The following is a 21,510-nucleotide window of genomic DNA, read 5'->3' as shown; positions in this document are numbered from 1 at the left end:
CGGGATTCCCGGGCCTCCGTACGGCAGTTTCCTCCACCCGGGCGACGTGAAAATCTGGACAGTGTCCAGGCTCCTGTTGCCGACGCGCTGTCGGCGGAGTTCACTGGCTCGGGTGGAGGGCGGCACGGACGCGCCCTCTCCCAATCCCCGTTCCGGGAGGCGTCCCCATGACCGACTCGGCGCAACAGGTTCCGTACACCACGAACAACGCCGGCATTCCCGTGGAGAGCGACGAGCATTCGCTCACCATCGGCGATACCGGCCCCATCCTGCTCCAGGACCACTATCTGATCGAGAAGATGGCCCAGTTCAACCGGGAGCGGGTCCCGGAGCGGGTGGTGCACGCCAAGGGCAGTGGTGCCTACGGCGTCTTCGAAGTCACCAATGACGTCAGCCAGTTCACCAAGGCCGATCTGTTCCAGCCCGGCAAGCGGTGCGAGATGCTGGCCCGTTTCTCGACCGTCGCGGGCGAGCAGGGCAGCCCGGACACCTGGCGCGACCCGCGCGGTTTCGCCCTGAAGTTCTACACGGAGCACGGCAATTACGACCTGGTCGGCAACAACACCCCGGTGTTCTTCGTGCGCGACCCGCAGAAGTTCCAGGACTTCATCCGCTCGCAGAAGCGCCGCCCCGACAACGGGCTGCGCGACAACGACATGCAGTGGGACTTCTGGACGCTGTCCCCGGAGTCCGCGCACATGGTCACCTGGCTGATGGGCGACCGCGGCATCCCGAAGACCTGGCGCCATATGAACGGCTACAGCTCGCACACCTATATGTGGGTGAACGCGGGCGGCGAGAAGTTCTGGGTGAAGTACCACATCAAGACGGACCAGGGCATCGAGTTCCTCACCCAGGCCGAGGCGGACGGACTCGCGGGCTCCGACGGGGACTTCCACCGCCGGGACCTGTACCAGGCGATCGCCGGCGGCAATGCCCCTTCGTGGACCGTGAACGTCCAGGTGATGCCCTTCGCCGACGCGGCGGACTACCGCTTCAACCCCTTCGACCTCACCAAGGTGTGGCCGCACGGCGATTACCCGCTGATCGAGGTCGGCCGGATGACGCTCGACAGGAATCCGGAAGACTTCTTCGTCCACATCGAGCAGGCGGCGTTCGAGCCGTCCAACCTGGTGCCGGGCATCGGCCCGTCGCCGGACAAGATGCTGCTGGGCCGGCTGTTCTCCTACCCGGACACCCACCGCTACCGGATCGGCCCGAACTACCTGCAACTGCCGCCCAACCGCCCGCACTCGGCCGTGAACTCCTACGCGAAGGACGGGCCGATGCGTTACGAGCCGGCGAACGTGGCCCGGCCGTACGCGCCGAACTCCTACGGCGGCCCGGCCGCCGACACCGGCCGCTTCGGTGAGATCGCCGGCTGGTCCGCGGCGGGCGAGATGGTGCGCGAGGCGTACAAGCCGCACCGTGAGGACGACGACTGGGGCCAGCCGGGGACGATGGTCCGCCAGGTCCTCGACGACGCCGCACGCGACCGGCTGGTCTCCAACGTCTCCGGTCACCTCAAGCAGGGCGTGAGCAGGCCCGTGCTGGACCGCGCCTTCCAGTACTGGCGCAACATCGACAAGAAGATCGGCGACCGGATCGCCACGGCGGTCAACGGCGGCTGACGCGCCCCGTACGACGACGCCGGCCGCCGTCCCGCGGAAGCGGGGCGGCGGCCGGCGGGCGTCACCGGGTCAGTTGTTGAGCGGCGGTTCGCCGCCGTCACCGCCCGTGGGCGGCGTCGGGGGCGTGGGCGGTGTCGGCTTGGTCGTCGGCGGCGTGGGCGGCGTCGGCTTGGTCGTCGGCGGCGTCGGGTCGTGCGACGGCACGTTCCTGGAGTTGCTCGGCGACGGCGGCGTCGACGGGCCGGTGGACGGCGTCGAGGACGGCTTGCCGGACGGTGCCGTGGAGGGCCTGGTGGAGGCCGTCGGGGCCGGCGGCGGGGGCACCGCGCCCGCGTCGTCGGTCTTCAGGTCGAACTCGGTGTCGCCGTCGGCGACCTGCCCGGTGTACGCGGCCCAGATCTCGGCCGGGTAGCCACCGCCGTTGACGCGGCCGCCGTCGACACCGCCGGTGCCCGTCAGCGGGACCTGCTTGCCTCCGGGGCCCTCGCCGAACATGCCGACCGAGGTGACGAGGTCCGGGGTGTAGCCGGAGAACCAGGCCGACTTGTTGTCGTCGGAGGTGCCGGTCTTGCCCGCCACCGCGTACTGCGAGCTCTGCACGACGCTGGCCGTACCGTCGTTGACCACGCCCTTGAGCACCTGGGTGACGTCGTCGGCGGTGCTGCGGTCGAGGATCTGCGGGCCGACCGCGTCCGGCATGGCGACCTTCTCGCCGCCGCGGCTCAGGGAGGCGACGATGCTCGGGCTGGTCTGCTTGCCGTGGTTGGCGAGCGTGGCGTAGACCCCGGCCATGTGCAGCGGGCTCGCGCTCATGGAGCCGAGCGACATCGCGGGCCGCTCGACGAAGCCGCCGGCCTCGCCGTTCATGCCCATGGCGACCGCGGTCTTCTTGACCTTGTCGAGGCCGACGTCGACGGCCATCTGCGCGAACGCGGAGTTGATCGACTTGTTCATCGACTCCTGGACCGTCACCGACCCGTAGCTCGCGTGGTCCTCGTTCTGCGGCGCGAACGGGGTGTCACTGCCCTTGACGGGCCGCTCGTTGGTGCCGTCGTAGATCGAACCCGCCGTGATCGGCTGGCCGTCCTGCGTCTTGGACTTGTTCTCCAGCGCCGAGGCGAAGATCACCGGCTTGAAGGTGGAGGCCGGCTGGTAGTCCTCGCGGGTGGCGTTGCTGATCTGGTGCTTGGCGAAGTCCTGGCCGCCGTACATGGCCACGACCTTGCCGGTCTTGCGGTCCACCGACACGGCGCCGACCTGGGCGTACGCGTCGACCTTGCGGGCCTCGGGGTCGAGCTTGGAGGTGACCTTGTCCTTGACCGCCTGCTCAAGGGCCTTCTGGCGCGTGGGGTCGATGCTGAGGGTGATCGTCCAGCCGCCGGCCGCGAACGCGCTCTCGCCGCGCCCGTTCTTGCGGAAGGCCTGCTCGACCTCCTTCTTCGCCGCCTCGACCAGATAGCCGTTCTGCCCGTTCAGGCCCTTGGGGGGCGTGGGCTGCCTCGGCTCCTCGAACTTCATGTCCTTGCGCTTCGCGGGGTCGAGCCACTTCTGCTCGACCTCCTTGTCGAGGACGTAGTTCCAGCGCGCCATGGCGTTGCGCTTGCCCGCGTCGGAGGCCGACGTCCAGTCGTACTGACTCGGCGCCTGGAGCAGGGCGGCGAGGTAGGCGCCCTCCTCGGTGGTGATGTCCTTGACGTCCTTGTCGAAGTACGCGCGGGACGCGGCCTGGATGCCGTACGCGTTGCGGCCGAAGTAGCTGGTGTTCAGGTACCCGGCGAGGATTTCCTTCTTGTCGACCTTCTGGTCCACCTTGAGCGTGATGATGAGCTCCTTCACCTTGCGGGTGATGGTCTGCTCCTGGCTCAGGTAGGAGTTCTTCACGTACTGCTGGGTGATGGTCGAACCACCCTGCTTGCCACGGCCCATGACGGTGTTGAAGATGCCGCGCGCGGTGCCCCTGATGTCGACGCCGGAGTCGTTCCAGAAGTTCTTGTTCTCGGCGGCGACGACGGCGTTCTTGACGCTGTCGGGGACCTTGTCCAGCGTCACTTCCTCACGGTTGACCTGTCCCGTACGGGCCAGCACCGTGCCGTTCTCGAGCTTGTAGACGTTGCTCTGCAGCCGCATCTCCAACTTGCCGTCGGGCACATCGACGTACATGTAGAGCGCCACGAAGGCGCCGGCGCCGAGGGCTATGAGCCCCACGAAGTAGGCAAGCAGCTTCTTCCATGTGAAGAACCGGCGTATGCCGGACCTCTTCGGCTTCTTGCCCTTTGCTGTGCGGGTGCTCTTCTGCGCCCGTCGCGCTTCCGCTCGGCCCATCTCTCCCGTAGCTCCACTCTGTCCGCCCCCAACCCAGCTCATGAAGCTAACACCGCAACTGTCACCAAACGCCCATCGATCAAGGCTTCGCGGCACGTGACATACAGCACCCCGGGTGGCGGGAACCGGGATACGGCGCAGCGCGGGAAACCGTACAGGGCGATAATGTGCTATCACTTTGCTAGACAGCCAACGACGCGCGGCGGACCACCGCGCGCCGCCGAGGGAACGGGGAACCTCCATGCAGGACACCGCCATCACCACCACGGAGACCGAGCCGCCGGTCATGCCCGCAGCGCGGGTGCGGGAGTTCCCGGCCCGCGACATCGGCGGCGGGACGGCCCTGCTGCTGGGGCTCGTCGGCCTGCTCATAGCCGCCGGACTCATCGCCCTGGCGGTGTTCTTCGGCCACGACGGCAAGGGCGCGCTGTGCGCCGCGCTCGTCGTCCTGGGCATCCTCGTCGGCATCGCCTCGCTCACGGCCATGAGCGGGCTCAACACCGTGGCCCCGGGCCAGACGCGCGTCGTCCAGCTCTTCGGCCGCTACCGCGGCACGATCCGCACCGAGGGCCTGCGCTGGGTCAACCCCTTCACCAGCCGTGACGTGGTCTCCACCCGGGTGCGCAACCACGAGACCGCCGTCATGAAGGTCAACGACGCCTACGGCAACCCCATCGAGCTGGCCGCGGTCGTGGTGTGGCGGGTCGAGGACACCGCCCAGGCGATGTTCGAGGTGGAGGACTTCCAGGAGTTCGTCGCCACGCAGACCGAGGCGGCCGTCCGGCACATCGCCATCGAGTACCCCTATGACGCGCACGACGACGACGCGCTGTCGCTGCGCGGCAACGCCGAGGAGATCACCGAGAAGCTCGCCGTCGAACTGCACGCGCGCGTCGAGGCGGCCGGCGTGCAGATCATCGAGTCGCGCTTCACCCACCTCGCGTACGCGCCGGAGATCGCCTCTGCCATGCTCCAGCGACAGCAGGCGGGGGCGGTCGTGGCCGCCCGGAAGCTGATCGTGGAAGGCGCGGTCGGCATGGTCGAGGAGGCGCTGTCGCGGATCAGCGAACAGGGCTTCGTGGAGCTGGACGAGGAGCGGAAAGCGGCCATGGTGAGCAATCTGATGGTGGTGCTGTGCGGTGACCGCGCAGCGCAGCCGGTTCTGAACACGGGCACCCTCTACCAGTGACGGAGGAGCACCCGCCGCAGCAGCGGGGGCCGCGGCAGCGCAAGCAGGTGCTGCTGCGGCTCGACCCGCTCGTGCACGACGCCCTGACGCGCTGGGCGGGCGACGAACTCCGCAGCGCCAACGCGCAGATCGAGTTCCTGCTGCGCAAGGCACTGGCCGACGCGGGCCGGCTCCCGCAGGGCACGGGGTCGATCCCGCGCCGCGGCCGTCCGCGCAAGGACGAGGAGACGGATTAAAAGGGGCCCCAGGCGGGCCGGTCCATGCCCATGTCATGGACCGGCCCGCTTCGGCGTATGTGGACCACCGAATAAATCAGGCCACCTGTCCACCCCACGTATACATCAAGCGTATACACCCGGTGTACAGTCACCCGCATGTCAATCGGACACACCCTGCTCGCCCTCCTGGAAGCCGGCCCGAGCCACGGCTACGACCTCAAGCGCGCCTTCGACGAGCGCTTCGGCCACGACCGCCCGCTCCACTACGGGCAGGTCTACTCGACGATGTCGCGGCTGCTGAAGAACGGCCTCGTCGAGGTGGACGGCATCGAGCACGGCGGTGGCCCGGACCGCAAGCGCTATGCCATCACCGACGCCGGGGTCACGGACGTCGAGCAGTGGCTCGTCCAGCCCGAGAAGCCCGAGCCGTATCTCCAGTCGACCCTCTACACCAAGGTGGTCGTCGCCCTGCTGACCGGACGCGACGCGGACGGCCTGCTGGACGCCCAGCGCGCGGAGCACCTGCGGCTGATGCGCGAGCTCACCCGGCGCAAGAGCTCGGGCGATCTCGCCGACCAGCTCATCTGCGACCACGCGCTCTTCCACCTGGAGGCCGATCTGCGCTGGCTGGAACTCACCGCCGCCCGGCTCGACCAGCTCGCCAAGGCGGTGGGCGCGTGACCCCGTCGGGCTCCCTGCTCGCCGCCACCGGACTGCACAAGGCGTACGGGCCGACGCCCGCGCTCGCCGGGGCCGACTTCTCCGTCCACCCCGGCGAGGTCGTCGCCGTGATGGGCCCCTCGGGCTCGGGCAAGTCGACACTGCTGCACTGCCTCGCGGGCATCCTCCGGCCCGACTCCGGCACCGTCCGCTACGGCGCGCGCGAGCTGTCGGAGCTGTCGGACAGCGAGCGCAGCGCGCTGCGCCGCGGCGAGTTCGGCTTCGTCTTCCAGTTCGGCCGGCTGGTGCCGGAGCTGACCTGCGCCGAGAACGTCGCCCTGCCGCTCCGGCTCAACGGCATGAAGCGCAAGAAGGCCGAGGCCGCCGCACTGGAGTGGCTGGAGCGGCTGGAGGTCACCGAGGTGCGCGGCAAGCGGCCCGGCGAGGTCTCCGGCGGTCAGGGGCAGCGCGTCGCTGTCGCCCGCGCGCTGGTCACCAGGCCGCGCGTGATCTTCGCCGACGAGCCGACCGGCGCGCTCGACTCCCTCAACGGCGAGCGCGTGATGCAGCTGCTGACCCAGGCCGCCCGGGAGACCCGGGCCGCGGTCGTCCTGGTCACGCACGAGGCGCGGGTCGCCGCGTACTCCGACCGCGAGGTCGTCGTGCGGGACGGCGTCGCGCGGGACATGGCGGGTGTCTCATGACCCCCGCCGGCGACCAGCGCCCCGGCCACGGGCCCGCCGACATGCCGACCGGCCCCACCGGACTCACCGCCTGGGCCCGCGACCTGGCCACCGGCGCCCGCTTCGCGCTGACCGGCGGCCGTGAGGGCCTGCTGCGCACCGGGCTCACGGCGGTGGGCGTCGGCATCGGCGTGGTCCTGCTGCTGATCGCGGCTTCCGTGCCGGAGATGCTGTCCCGGCGCACCGGGCGTGAGGCCGCACGCGAGGTCACCTCCTCGGCGGCCGACGGGCCGCGGCCCGACACCCTCCTCTACCGGTCGGTCGACACCGACTACCGCGACAAGCCCGTCAACGGCGCGCTGTTGCGGGCCGAGGGCCCCAAGGCGCCCGCCCCGCCCGGCGTGGACCGGATACCCGGCGCGGGCGAGATGGTGATCTCCCCCGCGCTCGACAAGCTGCTGAAGTCCGACGAGGGAAAGCTGCTGCGCGGGCGGTTCGACCACCGCGTCGTCGGCACGATCGGCGACTCGGGCCTCATCGGTCCCGACGAGCTCTTCTATTACCTGGGCAGCGACCGGATCACCGAGGGCCTCGGTACCCTGCGCATCGACCACTACGGCTCCGGCGGCTCGGACACCCCGCAGATCCCGGCGCTGCTGGTGCTGGTCACCATGGTGTGCGTCGTCCTGCTCATGCCGGTGGCGGTCTTCATCGCGACCGCCGTGCGCTTCGGCAGCGAGCAGCGCGACCGGCGGCTCGCAGCGCTGCGGCTCGTGGGCGCGGACATCAAGTCCGTACGGCGGATCGCGTCCGGTGAGACGCTGTGTGCCGCGCTGATCGGGCTGGCCGTCGGTACGGCCGCCTTCTTCTCCGTACGGCGGTTCTCCGCAGGGGTCACGGTGCGGGACACCACGGTCCTCCCGTCCGACCTGGCCCCGACGCCCGCCCTGGCGGCGCTCGTCGCCGTCGCCGTGCCCGCCTCGGCGGTCGTGGTCACCCTGTTCGCCCTGCGCGGCGTCGCGATCGAGCCGCTGGGCATCGTGCGCGACGCGGTCGCGCGGCGCCGTCGGCTGTGGTGGCGGCTGCTGATACCCGTCGCGGGTCTGGCCCTGCTGTTCCCGCTCGACGGCCGCGCGTCCCCGTACAGCTACAGCGAAACGGTCCCGACGGCGCAGGTCGCCCTGGGCGCGGTCCTGGTTCTGGTCGGTGTGACCGCCCTGCTGCCCTGGCTGGTCGAGGCGTGCGTGGCGCGGCTGCGCGGCGGATCGCTGTCCTGGCAACTGGCCATCCGGAGGCTCCAGTTGAGCAGCGGCCCCGCGGCCCGCGCGGTCAGCGGCATCACCGTCGCCGTGGCGGGGGCGATCGCCGTGCAGATGCTCTTCGCCGGGACGCAGGGCTCCTTCGAGGAGAAGCCCGCGAACGTCCCGGCGACACACTCGCAGATGTCGGGCATGTACCGCGCGGGTTCGGCCGCGGAGGTGCGCAGCTGGACGAACCGGTTCCGGGCGACCGAGGGCGTCGAGGGCGCGGTCGCCACCGTGCAGAGCTACGCCGATGCGGTGAGCAAGGGCCGTGGCGTCACCAGCGTCATGGTCGCCGACTGCGCCACCCTGCGCGAGCTTGCCAGGCTGGACTCCTGCGCGGACGGGGACGTGTTCGTCGCCCAGGAGCCGGACGGCGACGTCCCGACGGCGAAGAACTTCCCGCCCGGCGCCGAGCTGTCACTGGTGGGGTACGGGCCCTCGACCGGCTCGGGGCGCCCGTACCGGTGGACCGTGCCCGCCTCCGCGAAGGTGGTGTCCACCCGGCCCGACCCGACCGGCGAGCACCAGTACGGCGTGCTGGCCACGCCGTCGGCGATCGACATCGGAGCCGTATCGGCGGCGCGGACGACGGTGGCGGTGAAGTTCCGTCAGGGCGACCTGGACGCCATCGAGCGGGTGCGCAACACCGCCGCCGGCATCGATCCGGCCATGCGCATGTGGCGGATGGGCGGGGTGGTGAAGGACGACCACTACGCCGCGATCCAGCGGGGGCTGCTGGTCGGCGGCACCCTCACACTGTTCCTCATCGGCGGCAGCATGCTCGTCACCACTCTGGAGCAACTCCGCGAGCGCAGCCGCCTGTTGTCCGCGCTGGTGGCGCTGGGCACCCGGCGCTCCACGATCGGCTGGTCGGTGCTCTGGCAGACCGCCGTCCCGGTCGTGCTCGGCATGGCCCTCGCGGTCGTGGGCGGCCTCGGACTCGGCTGGACGATGCTCAGGCTGATCGACCGCCAGGTGAAGGACTGGCTGTCCTTCCTCCCACTGGTGGGCGCGGGCACGGCGGTCATCCTCCTGGTGACCCTCGTGAGCCTGCCACCCCTGTGGCGCATGATGCGCCCGGACGGTCTGCGTACGGAATAACGGCCTGCGTATGGAATAAATGCGGACCGGGCTGGAGACCGACAGCAGTCCTCCAGCCCGGTCGGCTTTCGTTCAGCTCCGTTTCGCTCAGCCCTGTTTCACTCAGTCCCGTTTCGCTCAGTCCCGGGCGATCCGGACGGGCAGGCCGGCCAGCGCGTCCCGCAGCGCCTCGGCGAACTGCTCGAACTCGTCCTGACGCGCCGCCCCCGCCCGCATCGCGAGCGCCACCTTGCGCGAAGGCGCCGGCTCCGCGAAGTGGCCCGTGGCGAGCTGGTCGTTGCGGCCGGTCTCCACGCGCAGCGCCGTACGCGGCAGCAGCGTGACGCCCAGGCCGCCACCGACGAGCTGGACCAGCGTGGACAGCCCGGCGGCGCTGGTGGTGACGGGCATCCCCACCGTGCGCCCCGCCTCGCGGCAGATGTCGAGGGCCTGGTCGCGCAGGCAGTGGCCCTCGTCGAGCAGCAGGAGATCGAGTTCGCGCAGCGCGGCCCGCGGGATGTCCCCCCGCCCGGCCAGCCAGTGGTCACTCGGAGTGACCAGGACGAAGTCCTCGTCGAAGAGCGGCAGCTCGACGACCCCGGGCACGCCGAGCGGGACGGCGAGCAGCAGCAGGTCCAGCCGCCCCTGGGACAGCCCGTCCAGCAGCGAGGAGGTCTGCTCCTCGTGCACCTGGAGATCGAGGTCCGGATAGCGGTCGTGGACCAGCCTGAGCACCGCGGGCAGCAGATACGGCGCCACCGTGGGGATCACCCCGAGGCGGAGCACTCCGGTGAAGGGCGCGCGGGCGGCGTCGGCCTCCTCCAGGAGCGCGCCGACGGCGTCGAGGACGACGCGGGCACGCGCGGCCAGCCGCTCCCCCGCGGGACTGAGCAGCACCTTCCTCGTCGTACGCTCGAGAAGCTGCACGTCGAGGACCTCCTCCAGGGCCGAGACGGCACCGGAGAGCGCGGGCTGGCTCATACCGATGGCGGTCGCCGCGTCACGGAAGTGCAGGTGCTCGGCGACCGCGGCGAAGGCGCGGAGCTGGGCGAGGCTGAGCTGGCGGGGCCGGGTCGGTGCGACCTTGCCGACACCGGCCCGCGGGGGCTCCGCGGGGGTACCGGCCGGTTCCGCTTCCGGGCTTATGGACGACATGACTGATAACCACCTCCGATCAACTCCACTCAGTCTAGCTATTTCCGTTATCAATGCCTCCTGTGGCAGGCTGGCCCGAGTCCAACCCCGCAGGAAGCGCCGCCATGGTCTTCCTCGATGCAAGGAGAGCGCGTGCTCACTGTCGGTGACCAGTTCCCCCAGTACGACCTGACCGCCTGTGTGGACCTCGACGCGGACAAGGCCTTCGCGCAGATCGACAACAAGTCCTACGAGGGCAAGTGGCGCGTCGTCTTCTTCTGGCCGAAGGACTTCACCTTCGTCTGCCCGACCGAGATCGCCGCGTTCGGCAAGCTGAACGGCGAGTTCGCCGACCGTGACGCCCAGATCCTCGGCGTCTCCGGCGACTCCGAGTTCGTCCACCACGCCTGGCGCAAGGACCACGCCGACCTGCGTGACCTGCCCTTCCCGATGCTGGCCGACGCCAAGCACGAGCTCATGCAGGCCTGTGGCGTCGAGGGCGAGGACGGCTACGCCCAGCGCGCCGTCTTCATCGTGGACCCGAACAACGAGATCCAGTTCACCATGGTGACCGCCGGTTCCGTCGGCCGTAACCCCAAGGAGGTCCTGCGGGTCCTCGACGCGCTGCAGACCGACGAGCTCTGCCCGTGCAACTGGAACAAGGGCGAGACGACCCTCGACCCGGTCGCGCTGCTCGCGGGCGAGTGACCTGACATGGCCCTCGACGAGCTGAAGTCCCGGATACCGGACTTCGCCAAGGACCTGAAGCTGAACCTCGGCTCGGTCATCGGCAACTCCCCGCTCCCGCAGCAGCAGCTGTGGGGCACCGTCCTCGCCTGCGCGATCGCGAGCCGCTCGCCGATCGTGCTGCGGGAACTGGAGCCGGAGGCCAAGGCCAACCTCTCCGCCGAGGCGTACGGCGCGGCCAAGTCCGCTGCCGCCGTCATGGCGATGAACAACGTCTACTACCGCACCCGGCACCTGCTGTCGGACCCGGAGTACGGCAACCTGCGCGCGGGCCTGCGGATGAACGTCATCGGCAACCCGGGCGTGGAGAAGGTCGACTTCGAGCTGTGGTCGCTGGCCGTCTCCGCGATCAACGGCTGCGGCATGTGCCTCGACTCGCACGAGCAGGTGCTCCGCAAGGCCGGCGTGGACCGCGAGACGATCCAGGAGGCGTTCAAGATCGCCTCCGTTCTCCAGGCGGTCGGCGCGACGCTCGACTCCGAGGCGGTGCTGGCCGAGTAATCGGTCCGCCGCACGGCATCACGAAGAGGGGCCCCACCAGGCATTCACCTGGTGGGGCCCCTCTTCGTCGTCCTCAGCTGCGGCTGACCGGATCCGGTGCGGGTGCGCCCTCCGGGGCGGTGGACGCCACCGCCGAGCGGACGGCGTTCTCCCTGGCGTGTGCCCGTAGGTATCCCACCACCGTGTTGGTGACGGCGGCCAGCGGCACCGCGACCACCGCGCCGCCGATGCCGGCTATCAGCGAGCCCGCGGCCACCGAGAGGACGACCGCCAGCGGGTGGACCCGTACGGCGCGGCCGAGGATGAACGGCTGGAGGACGTGGCCCTCGATCTGCTGCACCGAGAGCACCACCACCAGCACCATCGTCGCCGTGAAGACGTCCCGCGTCACCAGCGCCACGATCACCGCGAGCGCCCCGGAGACCACGGCGCCGACGAGCGGGATGAAGGCGAAGAGGAAGATGAAGACGGCCAGCGGGACCGCCAGCGGGACGTCGAGGAAGAACAGCCCCACGCCGATGAAGATCGCGTCGATCAGGGCCACTATCACCGTGCCGCGCACATAGGCGGTCAGCGTCGCCCACGCGCGCGGACCGGCGCCCGCCACCCCCTCGCGCGCCGCCGCCGGGAACAGCTTGAGCAGCCACTGCCAGATCTTGGGGCCGTCGTAGAGCAGGAAGAGCGTGCTGAACATCGCCAGCAGGATGCCGGTCAGCACCTCGATGATGACCTGCACGCCCTCTATGCCGGCCGTGGTGATGTCCTTGGTGTTGCTGCCGATCGCCTGACTGAGGTTGTCGGCGATGCTGTTGATCTGGTCCTCGGTGACGTGGAACGGACTGTTGAGCAGCCAGTGCTTGAAGTCCTTGATGCCCTGCTGCACCTGCTTGGACAGGTCGTCGATGTTCTCGGTGACCTGCCAGACCACGAACCAGCCGACCAGGCCCATGATGACGAAGCCGGCGATGAAGGTCATGGCGGTGGCCAGGCCCCGGGGCACGCCGTGCCGCTTGAGCCAGGCGACCGTGGGCTGGAGCAGCGCCGTGATCAACAGGGCGGCGGTGAAGGCGAGGACCACCAGCTGCACGGAGCTGATCACCCGCATCAGCACCCACAGCGTCCCCGCGAGGATGAGCAGCCGCCAGGCCACCTCGGCGGCGACCCGCACACCCCAGGGCACGGCGGCCACGGGGTCGGGGCGCGCCGCGACGGCCGGGGCGTAGCCGGGCGGTGCCGGGACGTGCTCCGACGTGGGCTCGGCCCCGCCCGTCCCCGCGTCCGCGGACTCGGGGGCCCCGGCTCGGACGGACGCGGTGGCCCGTGCCGACTCGGGGACCCCGGTCCGTACGGACTCCGGAGCCGGTTCGGGCGCGGCGGCGGGCACGGGGGCCGGCGAGGGCCCGGGGGCGGAGGACACGGCGTCCGGCGTGTCCGCCGGCTGCGCCTGGGCCCTCCGGCGTTCGAGCAGCTCGGCGAGCCGGGTCAGGCCCGTCCCCACGCCGCCGATCATTTTCGGCAATCTCGACATTTCTCTTCCTCTACCCCACTACCCCGCGGCCATCATGACGACGTTACCCGTGCCCGCTGTCAGTACGTCCGCCAGTCGTCGTCGGGGAAGACACACAAAGCCCCCGACCGGTTGAGGTCGGGGGCTGAGTGAGACGTGGAAGTCACCGGCGGACCGGCGGGCCGGAGCCTAGTACCACTGGTTGGCCTGCCAGAACGACCAGGCGCCGCAGGGGCTGCCGTAGCGCTCGTTCATGTAGCCGAGGCCCCACTTGATCTGGGTGGCCGGGTTGGTCTGCCAGTCGGCGCCGGCGGAGGCCATCTTGGAGCCGGGGAGCGACTGCACCAGGCCGTAGGCGCCGGAGGAGGCGTTGGTGGCGGTGTAGTCCCAGCCGCTCTCGTTGTTCACGATGTTGCTGAAGCACTGGAACTGGTCACCGGGGATCATCTGCCGGGCCATCGCCTGCACGTCGGCGGTGGAGTAGGACCCCTTGACCGCGAAGGACGAGGCGTCGCGGGAGGCGGACCGGCTGCTGACCGCGTCCTTGTCCTCGCGCTCCTTGGCGTCCTTGGCCGCCTTCTCTTCCGCTTCCTTCTTCGCCGCGGCGTCCGCGGCGTCCTTCTTGGCGGTGGCGTCGTCGGCGGCCTGCTTGCGCGCGGTCTCCTCGGCGTCCTTCTTCGCGACCGTGTCGGCGGCGTCGGACTGGGTGTCCGCCTGCTGCGTCAGGAAGGACGCCTGCTCCTGGACGTTCTGTCCGGTGGGGATGTCCGCGAGGAGGGTCGTGTCTGCTGCGGTGGCCTCGACCTGACCGGTCGTGCCATGGTCGCTGCCCGACGCGACACCTACGACGGCGCCAACGGTGGTGACCGCGGTGGCGGATGCCACGGCGAACCCCCGGACCGAAATCCGGCTCACACGGTTTCCTTCCAGCATCGCCCGCTTAGGTGACCTCGCGGGCGCAATCGTGCCCCTGGCGCTGGCCTCCGTTTTGCGCGGAACCACCAGGGGCGGGACCGGCCGGTCACAGGAGGCGCTGACCCGGTGGGCCCTCCGCAGGGAGGTCCGCGTGATGCTCGGGCGGCATACGGCGACGCTGTTCAGTTCTTGTGGTGCGGCACCCGGAGGGTGCCGAAGTGCCGTATGCGGGGCCTGACAGGACCCAGACTCTGCCCGACGGGGACGCCCCGAGGCAATTCCACGTTGCGTGGGAAAGCTCACATGCCGTTTACTCCAGCCGTTTTGCGGAAAGTGCGGCGCGGCACGACAACGCGCGGCTAAGCTCCTTCGCTTCGCCGCGCGCTGCCCCTCGGCTCACCCTCGGTGGGGCAATTCCCTGCCCACTCCCTCAGATCCGGCCGTCCTCCAGCATTTCGGTCACCAGTGCCGCGATGGGCGAACGCTCCGAACGCGTCAGCGTGACATGGGAGAAGAGCGGATGCCCCTTCAGCTTTTCCACGACGGCGACCACGCCGTCGTAGCGTCCGACGCGGAGGTTGTCGCGCTGCGCCACGTCATGGGTGAGGACCACCCGCGAATTGGCCCCGATGCGCGACAGAACGGTCAGCAGGACATTCCTTTCGAGCGATTGCGCCTCGTCCACGATCACAAAGGCGTCGTGCAGCGACCGGCCGCGGATGTGCGTCAGCGGCAGCACCTCCAGCATGCCGCGCCCGACGACCTCCTCGATCACCTCGGCGCTCGTCACCGCGGAGAGGGTGTCGAAGACGGCCTGCGCCCAGGGGCTCATCTTCTCCGCCTCGCTGCCCGGCAGATACCCCAACTCCTGCCCGCCGACGGCGTACAGGGGGCGGAAGACCATCACCTTCCGGTGCTGCCGGCGCTCCAGGACGGCCTCCAGACCGGCGCACAGCGCCAGCGCCGACTTGCCCGTGCCCGCCCGGCCGCCCATCGACACGATGCCGATGTCCGGGTCGAGGAGCATGTCGAGCGCCACCCGCTGCTCGGCGCTGCGCCCGTGGATCCCGAACGCCTCGCGGTCGCCCCGCACCAGCCGCACCGAACCGTCGGCCGTGACCCGGCCCAGCGCCTTGCCGCGCTCGGACTGGAGCACCAGGCCGGTGTGCACGGGCAGTTCGGCGGCTTCCGGCACATATGTCACCTCGGCGGCGTAGAGCTCGTCCACTTGCTCGGCGGTGACGGCGAGTTCGGCCATCCCCGTCCAGCCCGAGTCGGTGATGGCGAGCTCGGCGCGGTACTCCTCCGCGAGCAGCCCGACCGCGGACGCCTTGATCCGCAGCGGCAGGTCCTTGGAGACGACGGTGACGTCGTACCCCTCGGCCTGGAGGTTGCGGGCCACGGCGAGGATGCGCGAGTCGTTGTCACCGAGGCGGAAACCGGCGGGCAGTATGCCGGGATCCGAGTGATTGAGCTCGACCCTGAGCGTCCCGCCCAGCTCGCCGATCGGGATCGGTGAGTCGAGGCGGCCGAATTGCACCCGGTACCCGTCCAGCAGCCGGAGTGCCTGCCGTGCGAAGTAACCGAGCTCGGGGTGCTGCCTCTTGGCCTCCAGCTCCGTGACCACCACCACGGGCAGCACGACCTCGTGCTCCTCGAAGCGGGCCATGGCGCCTGGATCGGCCAGCAGGACGCTGGTGTCGAGGACATAGGTGCGCCGGTCGTTCTCACGGCGCTTCTTGCTGGTCACCACGGGTGGACGAACCCCCTCGGGGAGAGGTCGGGGCGCGACGACGTCGCCGGGGAACTTGGGCCGGGTCCGTGCCCTTCGAGGGCCGGACGCCGGCCCTCCGCGTCGTCCGAGCGGGCCCGCGGGTCCGCTCGGTCCGCACGGTCGTCGTCCGTGTGCAAAGGGCCTCCCGGGCGGGCGGCCCCATGCCACCCGCTGGCAGAGCGACGGTCTTTGGACAGACCGTCGGCCTGGAGGGGATATTCCCGCTGGACCGCTTGACCATGCAACGGCATATGCGACGGCGAGGTGAACGCCCGATCTGTCAGCGGCCGTAGCCGTGCCCGAACTCCGTCTCCGCGAGCCGCTCCCGCGCCGCGATCAGTAGCCGTAGCGGCGGTGGCGCGCGGCGTAATCCCGCAGCGCGCGCAGGAAATCGACCTTTCGGAAGGCCGGCCAGAAGACCTCGCAGAAGTAGTACTCCGAGTGCGCGCTCTGCCAGAGCATGAAGCCGGACAACCGCTGTTCGCCGCTGGTGCGGATCACCAGATCCGGGTCGGGCTGGCCGCGCGTATAGAGGTGCTTGGAAATGTGCTCCACATCGACCATCTCGGCGAGTTCCTCGAAAGAGGTGCCGTTGTCGGCCGCTTCGAGCACCAGCGAACGCACCGCGTCCGCGATCTCCTGCCGACCGCCGTAGCCGACCGCGACATTGACCAGTATTCCGTCGATGCCGTCGGTGCCCTGCTCGGCCTCCTTGAGCACGGACTGCGTACGGGCGGGGAGCAGGTCGAGGGTGCCGACGTGGTGGACGCGCCAGCGGCCGTCCGCGGCGAGGCCGCGCACCGTGTTCTCGATGATGCCGAGCAGGGGGTTGAGCTGGTCGGCGGGGCGGTCGAGGTTGTCGGTGGAGAGCATCCAGAGGGTGACGACCTCGACGTCGGTCTCGGCGCACCAGCCGAGCAGCTCATGGATCTTGTCGGCGCCGGCCTGGTGGCCCTGCTCCAGCGTGCGGCCGTCGGCGCGGGCCCAGCGGCGGTTGCCGTCGAGGATGACGCCGATGTGCTTGGGCACCTGCGCGTGGTCGAGGCGGCCTTCCACCCGGCGTGCGTAGAGCCTGTACACCAGGTCGCGCAACTTCACGTCTTCCAGCCCCTCCATGCCACGGCGGTCGCCCCGAGGGCGCCACACTACTGCCCGCGTGTCACGAGGACCCAACTCGGTCTGTCACAAGACCGTGATAGTCAGATACACATGACCGATTCCGCTCATTCCACTCACTATCGTGCAGCCGAAAATCGCTATGACGCGATGGAGTACCGCCGCACGGGGCACAGTGGCCTCAAGCTGCCCGCCATCTCGCTGGGCCTGTGGCACAACTTCGGCGACGACCGGGCGCTGGAGTCGCAGCGCGCCATTCTCCGCCGGGCCTTCGACCTGGGTGTCACCCACTTCGACCTGGCCAACAACTACGGCCCGCCGCCCGGCTCCGCGGAGCTGAACTTCGGCAAGATCTTCGCCCAGGACCTCCGTCCGTACCGCGACGAGATCGTGCTCTCCACCAAGGCCGGCTATCTCATGCACCCCGGCCCGTACGGCGAGTGGGGCTCCCGGAAATACCTGCTCTCGTCCCTCGACGCGTCGTTGCGCCGGATGGGTGTCGACCACGTCGACATCTTCTACTCGCACCGCTTCGACCCGGAGACCCCGCTGGAGGAGACGATGGGCGCCCTCGCGTCCGCCGTCCAGCAGGGCAAGGCGCTCTACGCGGGCGTGTCCTCGTACAGCGCGGAGAACACCCGTGAGGCGGCGCGCATCCTGCGCGGGATGGGCGTGCCCGCGCTGATCCACCAGCCGTCCTACTCGATGATCAACCGCTGGACGGAGGACGACGGGCTGCTCGACGCCCTGGAGACGGAGGGCATGGGCTGCATCTCCTTCGCGCCGCTGGCGCAGGGGCTGCTGACCGACAAGTACCTGGACGGCATCCCGGAGGGCTCGCGGGCGTCGCAGGGCAAGTCGCTGGACCCGGGGCTGCTGACGGAGGACGTCGTACGGCGGCTGCGCGGGCTCGACGGGATCGCCCGGCGGCGCGGCCAGTCGCTGGCCCAGCTGGCCCTGACGTGGGTGCTGCGCGACCCGCGGATGACGTCGGCGCTGATCGGCGCCTCCAGCGTGCGCCAGCTGGAGGCGAACGTCGCCGCGCTCGGAGCTCCGAAGCTGACCGAGGAGGAGCTGTCGGAGATCGATTCCTTCGCGGTAAGCACCGAGGGTGTCAATATCTGGGCGAGCCGCAACGGGTCCTAGCCGAGTCCTAGGCCATCTCTCAAACCTCATACGAATCATCACGCACCGTGATGTGAGGGAAAGAAAACGGGCCGGTCCGTGGGGGGGATACGGACCGGCCCGAGGGGGGGTTTCCACCTTAACCGCTCTGAGGCCGTGCTCCGCGCACCGACGAGGGTGACGGCCCGCGCGATGCTGACGCTCGGTGACCTTATTGATCTTGAACTCGGCGGCGGACGGGCATCGCCCGGAGCCGCACAGGCCCTGCGAGCGCTGGGCCTACGGCGTAGAACAAGCCATTCGAGGCTCGGCCGGATGTCTGCCCCGACGACTTCCGAAAACTTCCTGAAAATTCATCGGCAGGTTGATGCGTTTGACGCCTTTTGACGTCAGACGGTCCGAGTCTGCCGCGTGGCGTTTTCTTGGCAGATCATGATTTCTGCGGTGCTTTGTCCGTCCACTGGGCCGACCGGGCGACGCACGAGGGCGGGGACGAGGGTGAGGAGGCCGAGGACGGCCATGCCCGCCCCGATCCACAGCGGCGCCCGCAGCCCGAAGGCGTCGATGGCCGGCCCGCCGGCCGAGGTCCCGATGATGATGCCGAGAGTGATGAACGAGGAGTGGATCGTGTTGACCAGCGGCCCGGCGTTGCCCGCGCGCTGGACGCGGGTGGCCATCGCGGGGTTCATCGTGACGCCGACGAGGCCGATCCCCAGCATGAACACGACCGCCGGTACGGGCAGGTGGGCGAACAGCGCGAAGCCGACGAGGAACGCCAGGTTCAGCGCGAGGCCGCAGAGCAGGACGCCGAGGGTGTGACGGTCGGCGAGGCGCCCGACGACGGTGTTGCCCACCACGGTGGCCGCGCCGTACGCGATGAGGAGCAGCGGCACGGTGCCGGCGGCGAAGCCCGTGACCTCCGTGAGGATCGGGTTGAGGTAGCTGAACGCGGAGAACGTCGCGCCGATGATGAATGTGCTGGTGGAGAGCGCGAGCCACAGCCGGGGGCGGCGGAAGACGCCCAGTTCGCCCCGTATGCCCCCACCGCCCTCGACACCTTCGGAGGGGGCCCGGTCCAGACGGGGGACGCTGGCGAGGGTGCAGAGCGCGGCGACGACCGTGAGCACGGTGATGCCCCAAAAGGCCGCGCGCCAGCCGAGGTGTTCGCCGGTCACGGTGGCCAGCGGCAGGCCGAGCAGGGTGCCCAGCATCAGGCCGTTCATGACCACCGCGATGGCGCGTCCGCGCACCTCCGGGCGGACGAGGCGGGCGCACAGCGAGAGGGAGACGCCGAAGAACGCCTGTGACGCGGTGCCGGTGACGACGCGGGCCACGACCATGGCCGTGTACGTGGACGCGATGGCGGCCAGGACGTTGCCGGCCAGGAAGACGGCGAACAGCACCATCAGCGCCTGCTTCTGCCGCAGCCTCAGCACGGCCACGGTGAGGACCGGGCCCCCGACGGCCATGGCCACCGCGAACGCGGTGATGAGATAGCCGATTTCGGGGATGGTCGCGTCCAGCCCCTCGGCCATCTGCGGCATCAGTCCTGCGACGACGAACTCGCTGGTCACCATGGCGAAGATGCCTAGGGCGAGGACGTATATGGCTCGTGGCACAGCGGGTCACCTTGTCTTTTTTGTAACGTGCAGTTCAAAACTTGGGCGCGAAAAGGGCAGGGATGTCGGCAATGGTCAGCAATAGGTGGGCAGGGGCGTGAAGGGCGTCAGATCGCGTCGAGCGTGGCGCGGGCGATGTCCTCCAGCGCCGTGCGGCCGACCCCCGCGCGGGCGGAGACACGCATGCCGCCGATGGCGGCGATCACGAAGTGCGCGAGGGCGCGGGCGTCCTTGGCCGCGTCGATCTCACCGGCGCGCTGCCCCTCGGCAATGACGGCGGCCAGGATCTCCAGCCGCTTGCGGTAGTCGCGCTCCAGCTCACGCGCCACATCGGCGTCGCGGCCGGCGAGTTCGACGGCGGTGTTGACGACGAGGCAGCCACGGTGACCGCCGGCCGATCCGCACTCCTCCTCGACGACGCTCTCCAGCATCGTGCGGAGCTTCTCCCGCACCGGCGGATCGCCGTCGAACAGGGCCCGTTGATACTCCGCCCTGACGTCCATGTAGCGCCGCAGGGCCCGGCAGAAGAGGTCGTGCTTGCTCTTGAAGGTGTTGTAGATGCTGCTCCTGCCCAGCCCCGTGGCATCGCACAGGTCCTGGGTGGAGGTCGCTTCGTATCCGGCGGTCCAGAACGCCTGCAACGCGGCGTCGACCGCCCGCTCCTCGTCGAACATCCTCGGCCGGGCCATGCGTCGAACCGTACCCGTTTTGGATCACGCGGTCCAATAGTTCGGTCCGCGGTGCCCGCGGGCGCCTCCGCCCTCCGTTCACGTCCCCGTGGCGCCTCCCAGCAGAAGGCCGAGCCACGCGCCCGCGAGCATGAAGGGGCCGAGCGCCAGGGCCGTGCCGCGGGCGGCCCGGCGGGTCAGGAGCAGCGCCGTCCCGTGGAGCGAGCCCAGCAGGAGGCCCGCGAAGGCGCCCAGGAAGAGGACCTGCCAGCCGTACCACCCCAGGGCGCACCCCAGGCCGAGAGCCAGCTTCACGTCACCGAACCCCATGCCGCTCGGGTGGATCAGGAAGAGCACGAGATAGCAGCCGCCCAGCGCCGCTCCGCCCAGCAGCGCCCCCGGCCAGGACCCCGCCGACCCGGGTATCAGGGCCGCGAGGCCCAGCAGCAGCGCCACGCCCGCCGCCAGGGGCAGCGTCAGCACGTCCGGCAGCCGTCGCACCGACCGGTCGACCCCTGCCAGCAGCACCGCCACCGGCGCAGCCAGCAGCCACACCGCGAGCTCGGGCCGCGCCCCCGCCACGGCGGCGAACCCCGCGCACACCGCACCGGTCACCCCGGCCCACCACAGCGCGCCCGGTGCGTACCGCTCGCCGCACTCCCCGCAGCGGCCCCGCCCCAGCCAGCCCACGAGCGCGTGCCCGCACGGGCCCGCCGACCGCCACGGCTCCCACGGCTCCACACTCAGGCGGTAGTGCGCCCGGGGCAGCGACACCCCGGCCACGGCCCCGTACAGGGCGGCGAGGACGATCAACAGCGCGGCCATGGACCGAGGTTACGCAGAAGCGGCGATGCCCGTCGGGGCCTGTGGATAAAGTGCCTCCAGGGCACCACACACCCCACGGGTCACGGCCGAAGGGACCTCTCATGCCTCGTCGGCACGACGGCACCGCGAGCCTGTACGTCCCGCCCGGGAGCGCCGGGCCCGACGCGGAGCACGGCAGCGGGCTCGTGGTCCCGCTGGAGGTGGCCGCCTCCTACCGCGCCCGCACCCGCGGCCTCCTCGGCCGCGACCACGTCGAGGGCGCGCTGCTCCTCACCCCGGCCTCGTCGGTGCACACCTTCCGGATGCGCTTCCCCATCGACGTGGCCTATCTGGACCGGCACTTGACCGTCCTGGCCGTACGCACCATGCGCCCCTGGCGCCTCGGGGCGCCGCGCGTCCGCTCGCGCCATGTGCTGGAGGCGGCGGCGGGGTCCATGCGGCTGTGGGGCCTGCGGCCCGGCGTACGGGTCGAGATCCGCCCCTGACGCCCCT

19 protein-coding genes are annotated in these 21,510 nt (G+C 70.2%); 10 read left to right on the top strand and 9 right to left on the bottom strand.

The features are described 5' to 3' along the window. Positions 1 to 167: 167 nt before the first annotated feature. The gene (locus AB0435_RS25480) at positions 168 to 1,631 is read left to right on the top strand and encodes a catalase (RefSeq protein WP_366428039.1); all 1,464 of its coding nucleotides are present in this window, start codon (positions 168 to 170) and stop codon (positions 1,629 to 1,631) included. 69 nt (positions 1,632 to 1,700) lie between these two features. Here AB0435_RS25480 and AB0435_RS25475 read toward each other — a convergent pair whose 3' ends face one another. Further along, positions 1,701 to 3,953 (bottom strand): transglycosylase domain-containing protein, encoded by a 2,253-nt coding sequence (locus AB0435_RS25475; RefSeq protein ID WP_366428038.1) that lies wholly within the window; start codon positions 3,951 to 3,953, stop codon positions 1,701 to 1,703. Positions 3,954 to 4,194: 241 nt separating this feature from the next. Here AB0435_RS25475 and AB0435_RS25470 point away from each other — a divergent pair, with 241 nt between their 5' ends. The 5 genes from AB0435_RS25470 (at position 4,195) to AB0435_RS25450 (ending at position 9,108) form a co-directional block, all read left to right on the top strand. Beyond that, the gene (locus tag AB0435_RS25470; protein WP_366004888.1) at positions 4,195 to 5,142 is read left to right on the top strand and encodes an SPFH domain-containing protein; all 948 of its coding nucleotides are present in this window, start codon (positions 4,195 to 4,197) and stop codon (positions 5,140 to 5,142) included. Next, positions 5,139 to 5,378, top strand: a complete 240-nt coding sequence (locus AB0435_RS25465; RefSeq protein WP_366004889.1) for a hypothetical protein — start codon at positions 5,139 to 5,141, stop codon at positions 5,376 to 5,378. Before AB0435_RS25470 ends, AB0435_RS25465 begins: the two co-directional genes overlap by 4 nt. Positions 5,379 to 5,516: 138 nt before the next feature. Next, entirely contained in the window at positions 5,517 to 6,041 is a 525-nt protein-coding gene (locus AB0435_RS25460; protein WP_366428037.1) for a PadR family transcriptional regulator, read from the top strand. Then, positions 6,038 to 6,724, top strand: a complete 687-nt coding sequence (locus tag AB0435_RS25455; RefSeq protein WP_366004891.1) for an ABC transporter ATP-binding protein — start codon at positions 6,038 to 6,040, stop codon at positions 6,722 to 6,724. The genes AB0435_RS25460 and AB0435_RS25455 overlap by 4 nt, the downstream gene beginning before the upstream one ends. Further along, positions 6,721 to 9,108: an FtsX-like permease family protein gene (locus AB0435_RS25450; protein WP_366004892.1), complete on the top strand. Its 2,388-nt coding sequence runs from the start codon at positions 6,721 to 6,723 to the stop codon at positions 9,106 to 9,108. Before AB0435_RS25455 ends, AB0435_RS25450 begins: the two co-directional genes overlap by 4 nt. A gap of 117 nt (positions 9,109 to 9,225) precedes the next feature. Here AB0435_RS25450 and AB0435_RS25445 read toward each other — a convergent pair whose 3' ends face one another. Further along, on the bottom strand, positions 9,226 to 10,242 hold the full coding sequence (locus AB0435_RS25445; RefSeq protein WP_366004893.1) for a LysR substrate-binding domain-containing protein: 1,017 nt from the start codon (positions 10,240 to 10,242) through the stop codon (positions 9,226 to 9,228). Between the two features lie 132 nt (positions 10,243 to 10,374). On the opposite strand from AB0435_RS25445, the gene AB0435_RS25440 reads away from it, so the two are divergent. Further along, entirely contained in the window at positions 10,375 to 10,929 is a 555-nt protein-coding gene (locus AB0435_RS25440; protein ID WP_366004894.1) for a peroxiredoxin, read from the top strand. Positions 10,930 to 10,935: 6 nt separating this feature from the next. Then, complete coding sequence (locus tag AB0435_RS25435) at positions 10,936 to 11,469, top strand: alkyl hydroperoxide reductase (protein WP_366428036.1); 534 nt, start codon at positions 10,936 to 10,938, stop codon at positions 11,467 to 11,469. Between the two features lie 73 nt (positions 11,470 to 11,542). Here AB0435_RS25435 and AB0435_RS25430 read toward each other — a convergent pair whose 3' ends face one another. From AB0435_RS25430 to AB0435_RS25415, 4 genes are all read right to left on the bottom strand, one after another. Further along, on the bottom strand, positions 11,543 to 12,997 hold the full coding sequence (locus AB0435_RS25430) for an AI-2E family transporter (protein WP_366004896.1): 1,455 nt from the start codon (positions 12,995 to 12,997) through the stop codon (positions 11,543 to 11,545). A 168-nt stretch (positions 12,998 to 13,165) separates the two neighbouring features. Continuing rightward, on the bottom strand, positions 13,166 to 13,891 hold the full coding sequence (locus tag AB0435_RS25425) for a transglycosylase SLT domain-containing protein (RefSeq protein ID WP_366004897.1): 726 nt from the start codon (positions 13,889 to 13,891) through the stop codon (positions 13,166 to 13,168). A gap of 430 nt (positions 13,892 to 14,321) precedes the next feature. Continuing rightward, positions 14,322 to 15,644, bottom strand: coding sequence for a PhoH family protein (locus AB0435_RS25420; protein ID WP_366004898.1), 1,323 nt, complete (start codon positions 15,642 to 15,644; stop codon positions 14,322 to 14,324). Positions 15,645 to 16,001: 357 nt separating this feature from the next. Next, positions 16,002 to 16,763 (bottom strand): isoprenyl transferase, encoded by a 762-nt coding sequence (locus tag AB0435_RS25415; protein ID WP_366004919.1) that lies wholly within the window; start codon positions 16,761 to 16,763, stop codon positions 16,002 to 16,004. A 111-nt stretch (positions 16,764 to 16,874) separates the two neighbouring features. Here AB0435_RS25415 and mgrA point away from each other — a divergent pair, with 111 nt between their 5' ends. Next, positions 16,875 to 17,927, top strand: a complete 1,053-nt coding sequence (gene mgrA / locus AB0435_RS25410) for an L-glyceraldehyde 3-phosphate reductase (protein ID WP_366004899.1) — start codon at positions 16,875 to 16,877, stop codon at positions 17,925 to 17,927. Between the two features lie 368 nt (positions 17,928 to 18,295). On the opposite strand, the gene AB0435_RS25405 is transcribed toward mgrA, so the two are convergent. The 3 genes from AB0435_RS25405 to AB0435_RS25395 all read right to left on the bottom strand — a co-directional run bounded on the left by AB0435_RS25405 (position 18,296) and on the right by AB0435_RS25395 (position 21,018). Next, positions 18,296 to 19,525 (bottom strand): MFS transporter, encoded by a 1,230-nt coding sequence (locus tag AB0435_RS25405; RefSeq protein WP_366428035.1) that lies wholly within the window; start codon positions 19,523 to 19,525, stop codon positions 18,296 to 18,298. A gap of 107 nt (positions 19,526 to 19,632) precedes the next feature. Continuing rightward, positions 19,633 to 20,214, bottom strand: coding sequence for a TetR/AcrR family transcriptional regulator (locus AB0435_RS25400; RefSeq protein WP_366004901.1), 582 nt, complete (start codon positions 20,212 to 20,214; stop codon positions 19,633 to 19,635). A gap of 78 nt (positions 20,215 to 20,292) precedes the next feature. After that, on the bottom strand, positions 20,293 to 21,018 hold the full coding sequence (locus AB0435_RS25395; RefSeq protein WP_366428034.1) for an A24 family peptidase: 726 nt from the start codon (positions 21,016 to 21,018) through the stop codon (positions 20,293 to 20,295). 101 nt (positions 21,019 to 21,119) lie between these two features. Here AB0435_RS25395 and AB0435_RS25390 point away from each other — a divergent pair, with 101 nt between their 5' ends. Next, on the top strand, positions 21,120 to 21,503 hold the full coding sequence (locus tag AB0435_RS25390) for a DUF192 domain-containing protein (protein WP_366004903.1): 384 nt from the start codon (positions 21,120 to 21,122) through the stop codon (positions 21,501 to 21,503). Positions 21,504 to 21,510: the final 7 nt, after the last annotated feature.

Source organism: Streptomyces sp. NPDC051173 (genome assembly GCF_040689515.1).
Taxonomy (GTDB): Bacteria; Actinomycetota; Actinomycetes; order Streptomycetales; family Streptomycetaceae; genus Streptomyces.
The sequence above is the reverse complement of the archived record's forward strand: the minus strand, read 5'-3'. Positions and strand labels throughout refer to the sequence as shown.

What these genes read in the sequence shown, in the direction of transcription:
- AB0435_RS25400 (WP_366004901.1), bottom strand. Translation starts at nt 20,214, where the DNA reads ATGGCCCGGCCGAGGATGTTCGACGAGGAGCGGGCGGTCGACGCCGCG.
- AB0435_RS25450 (WP_366004892.1), top strand. Translation starts at nt 6,721, where the DNA reads ATGACCCCCGCCGGCGACCAGCGCCCCGGCCACGGGCCCGCCGACATG.
- AB0435_RS25430 (WP_366004896.1), bottom strand. Translation starts at nt 12,997, where the DNA reads ATGTCGAGATTGCCGAAAATGATCGGCGGCGTGGGGACGGGCCTGACC.
- AB0435_RS25435 (WP_366428036.1), top strand. Translation starts at nt 10,936, where the DNA reads ATGGCCCTCGACGAGCTGAAGTCCCGGATACCGGACTTCGCCAAGGAC.
- mgrA (WP_366004899.1), top strand. Translation starts at nt 16,875, where the DNA reads ATGACCGATTCCGCTCATTCCACTCACTATCGTGCAGCCGAAAATCGC.
- AB0435_RS25480 (WP_366428039.1), top strand. Translation starts at nt 168, where the DNA reads ATGACCGACTCGGCGCAACAGGTTCCGTACACCACGAACAACGCCGGC.
- AB0435_RS25460 (WP_366428037.1), top strand. Translation starts at nt 5,517, where the DNA reads ATGTCAATCGGACACACCCTGCTCGCCCTCCTGGAAGCCGGCCCGAGC.
- AB0435_RS25390 (WP_366004903.1), top strand. Translation starts at nt 21,120, where the DNA reads ATGCCTCGTCGGCACGACGGCACCGCGAGCCTGTACGTCCCGCCCGGG.
- AB0435_RS25445 (WP_366004893.1), bottom strand. Translation starts at nt 10,242, where the DNA reads ATGTCGTCCATAAGCCCGGAAGCGGAACCGGCCGGTACCCCCGCGGAG.
- AB0435_RS25395 (WP_366428034.1), bottom strand. Translation starts at nt 21,018, where the DNA reads ATGGCCGCGCTGTTGATCGTCCTCGCCGCCCTGTACGGGGCCGTGGCC.
- AB0435_RS25470 (WP_366004888.1), top strand. Translation starts at nt 4,195, where the DNA reads ATGCAGGACACCGCCATCACCACCACGGAGACCGAGCCGCCGGTCATG.
- AB0435_RS25475 (WP_366428038.1), bottom strand. Translation starts at nt 3,953, where the DNA reads ATGGGCCGAGCGGAAGCGCGACGGGCGCAGAAGAGCACCCGCACAGCA.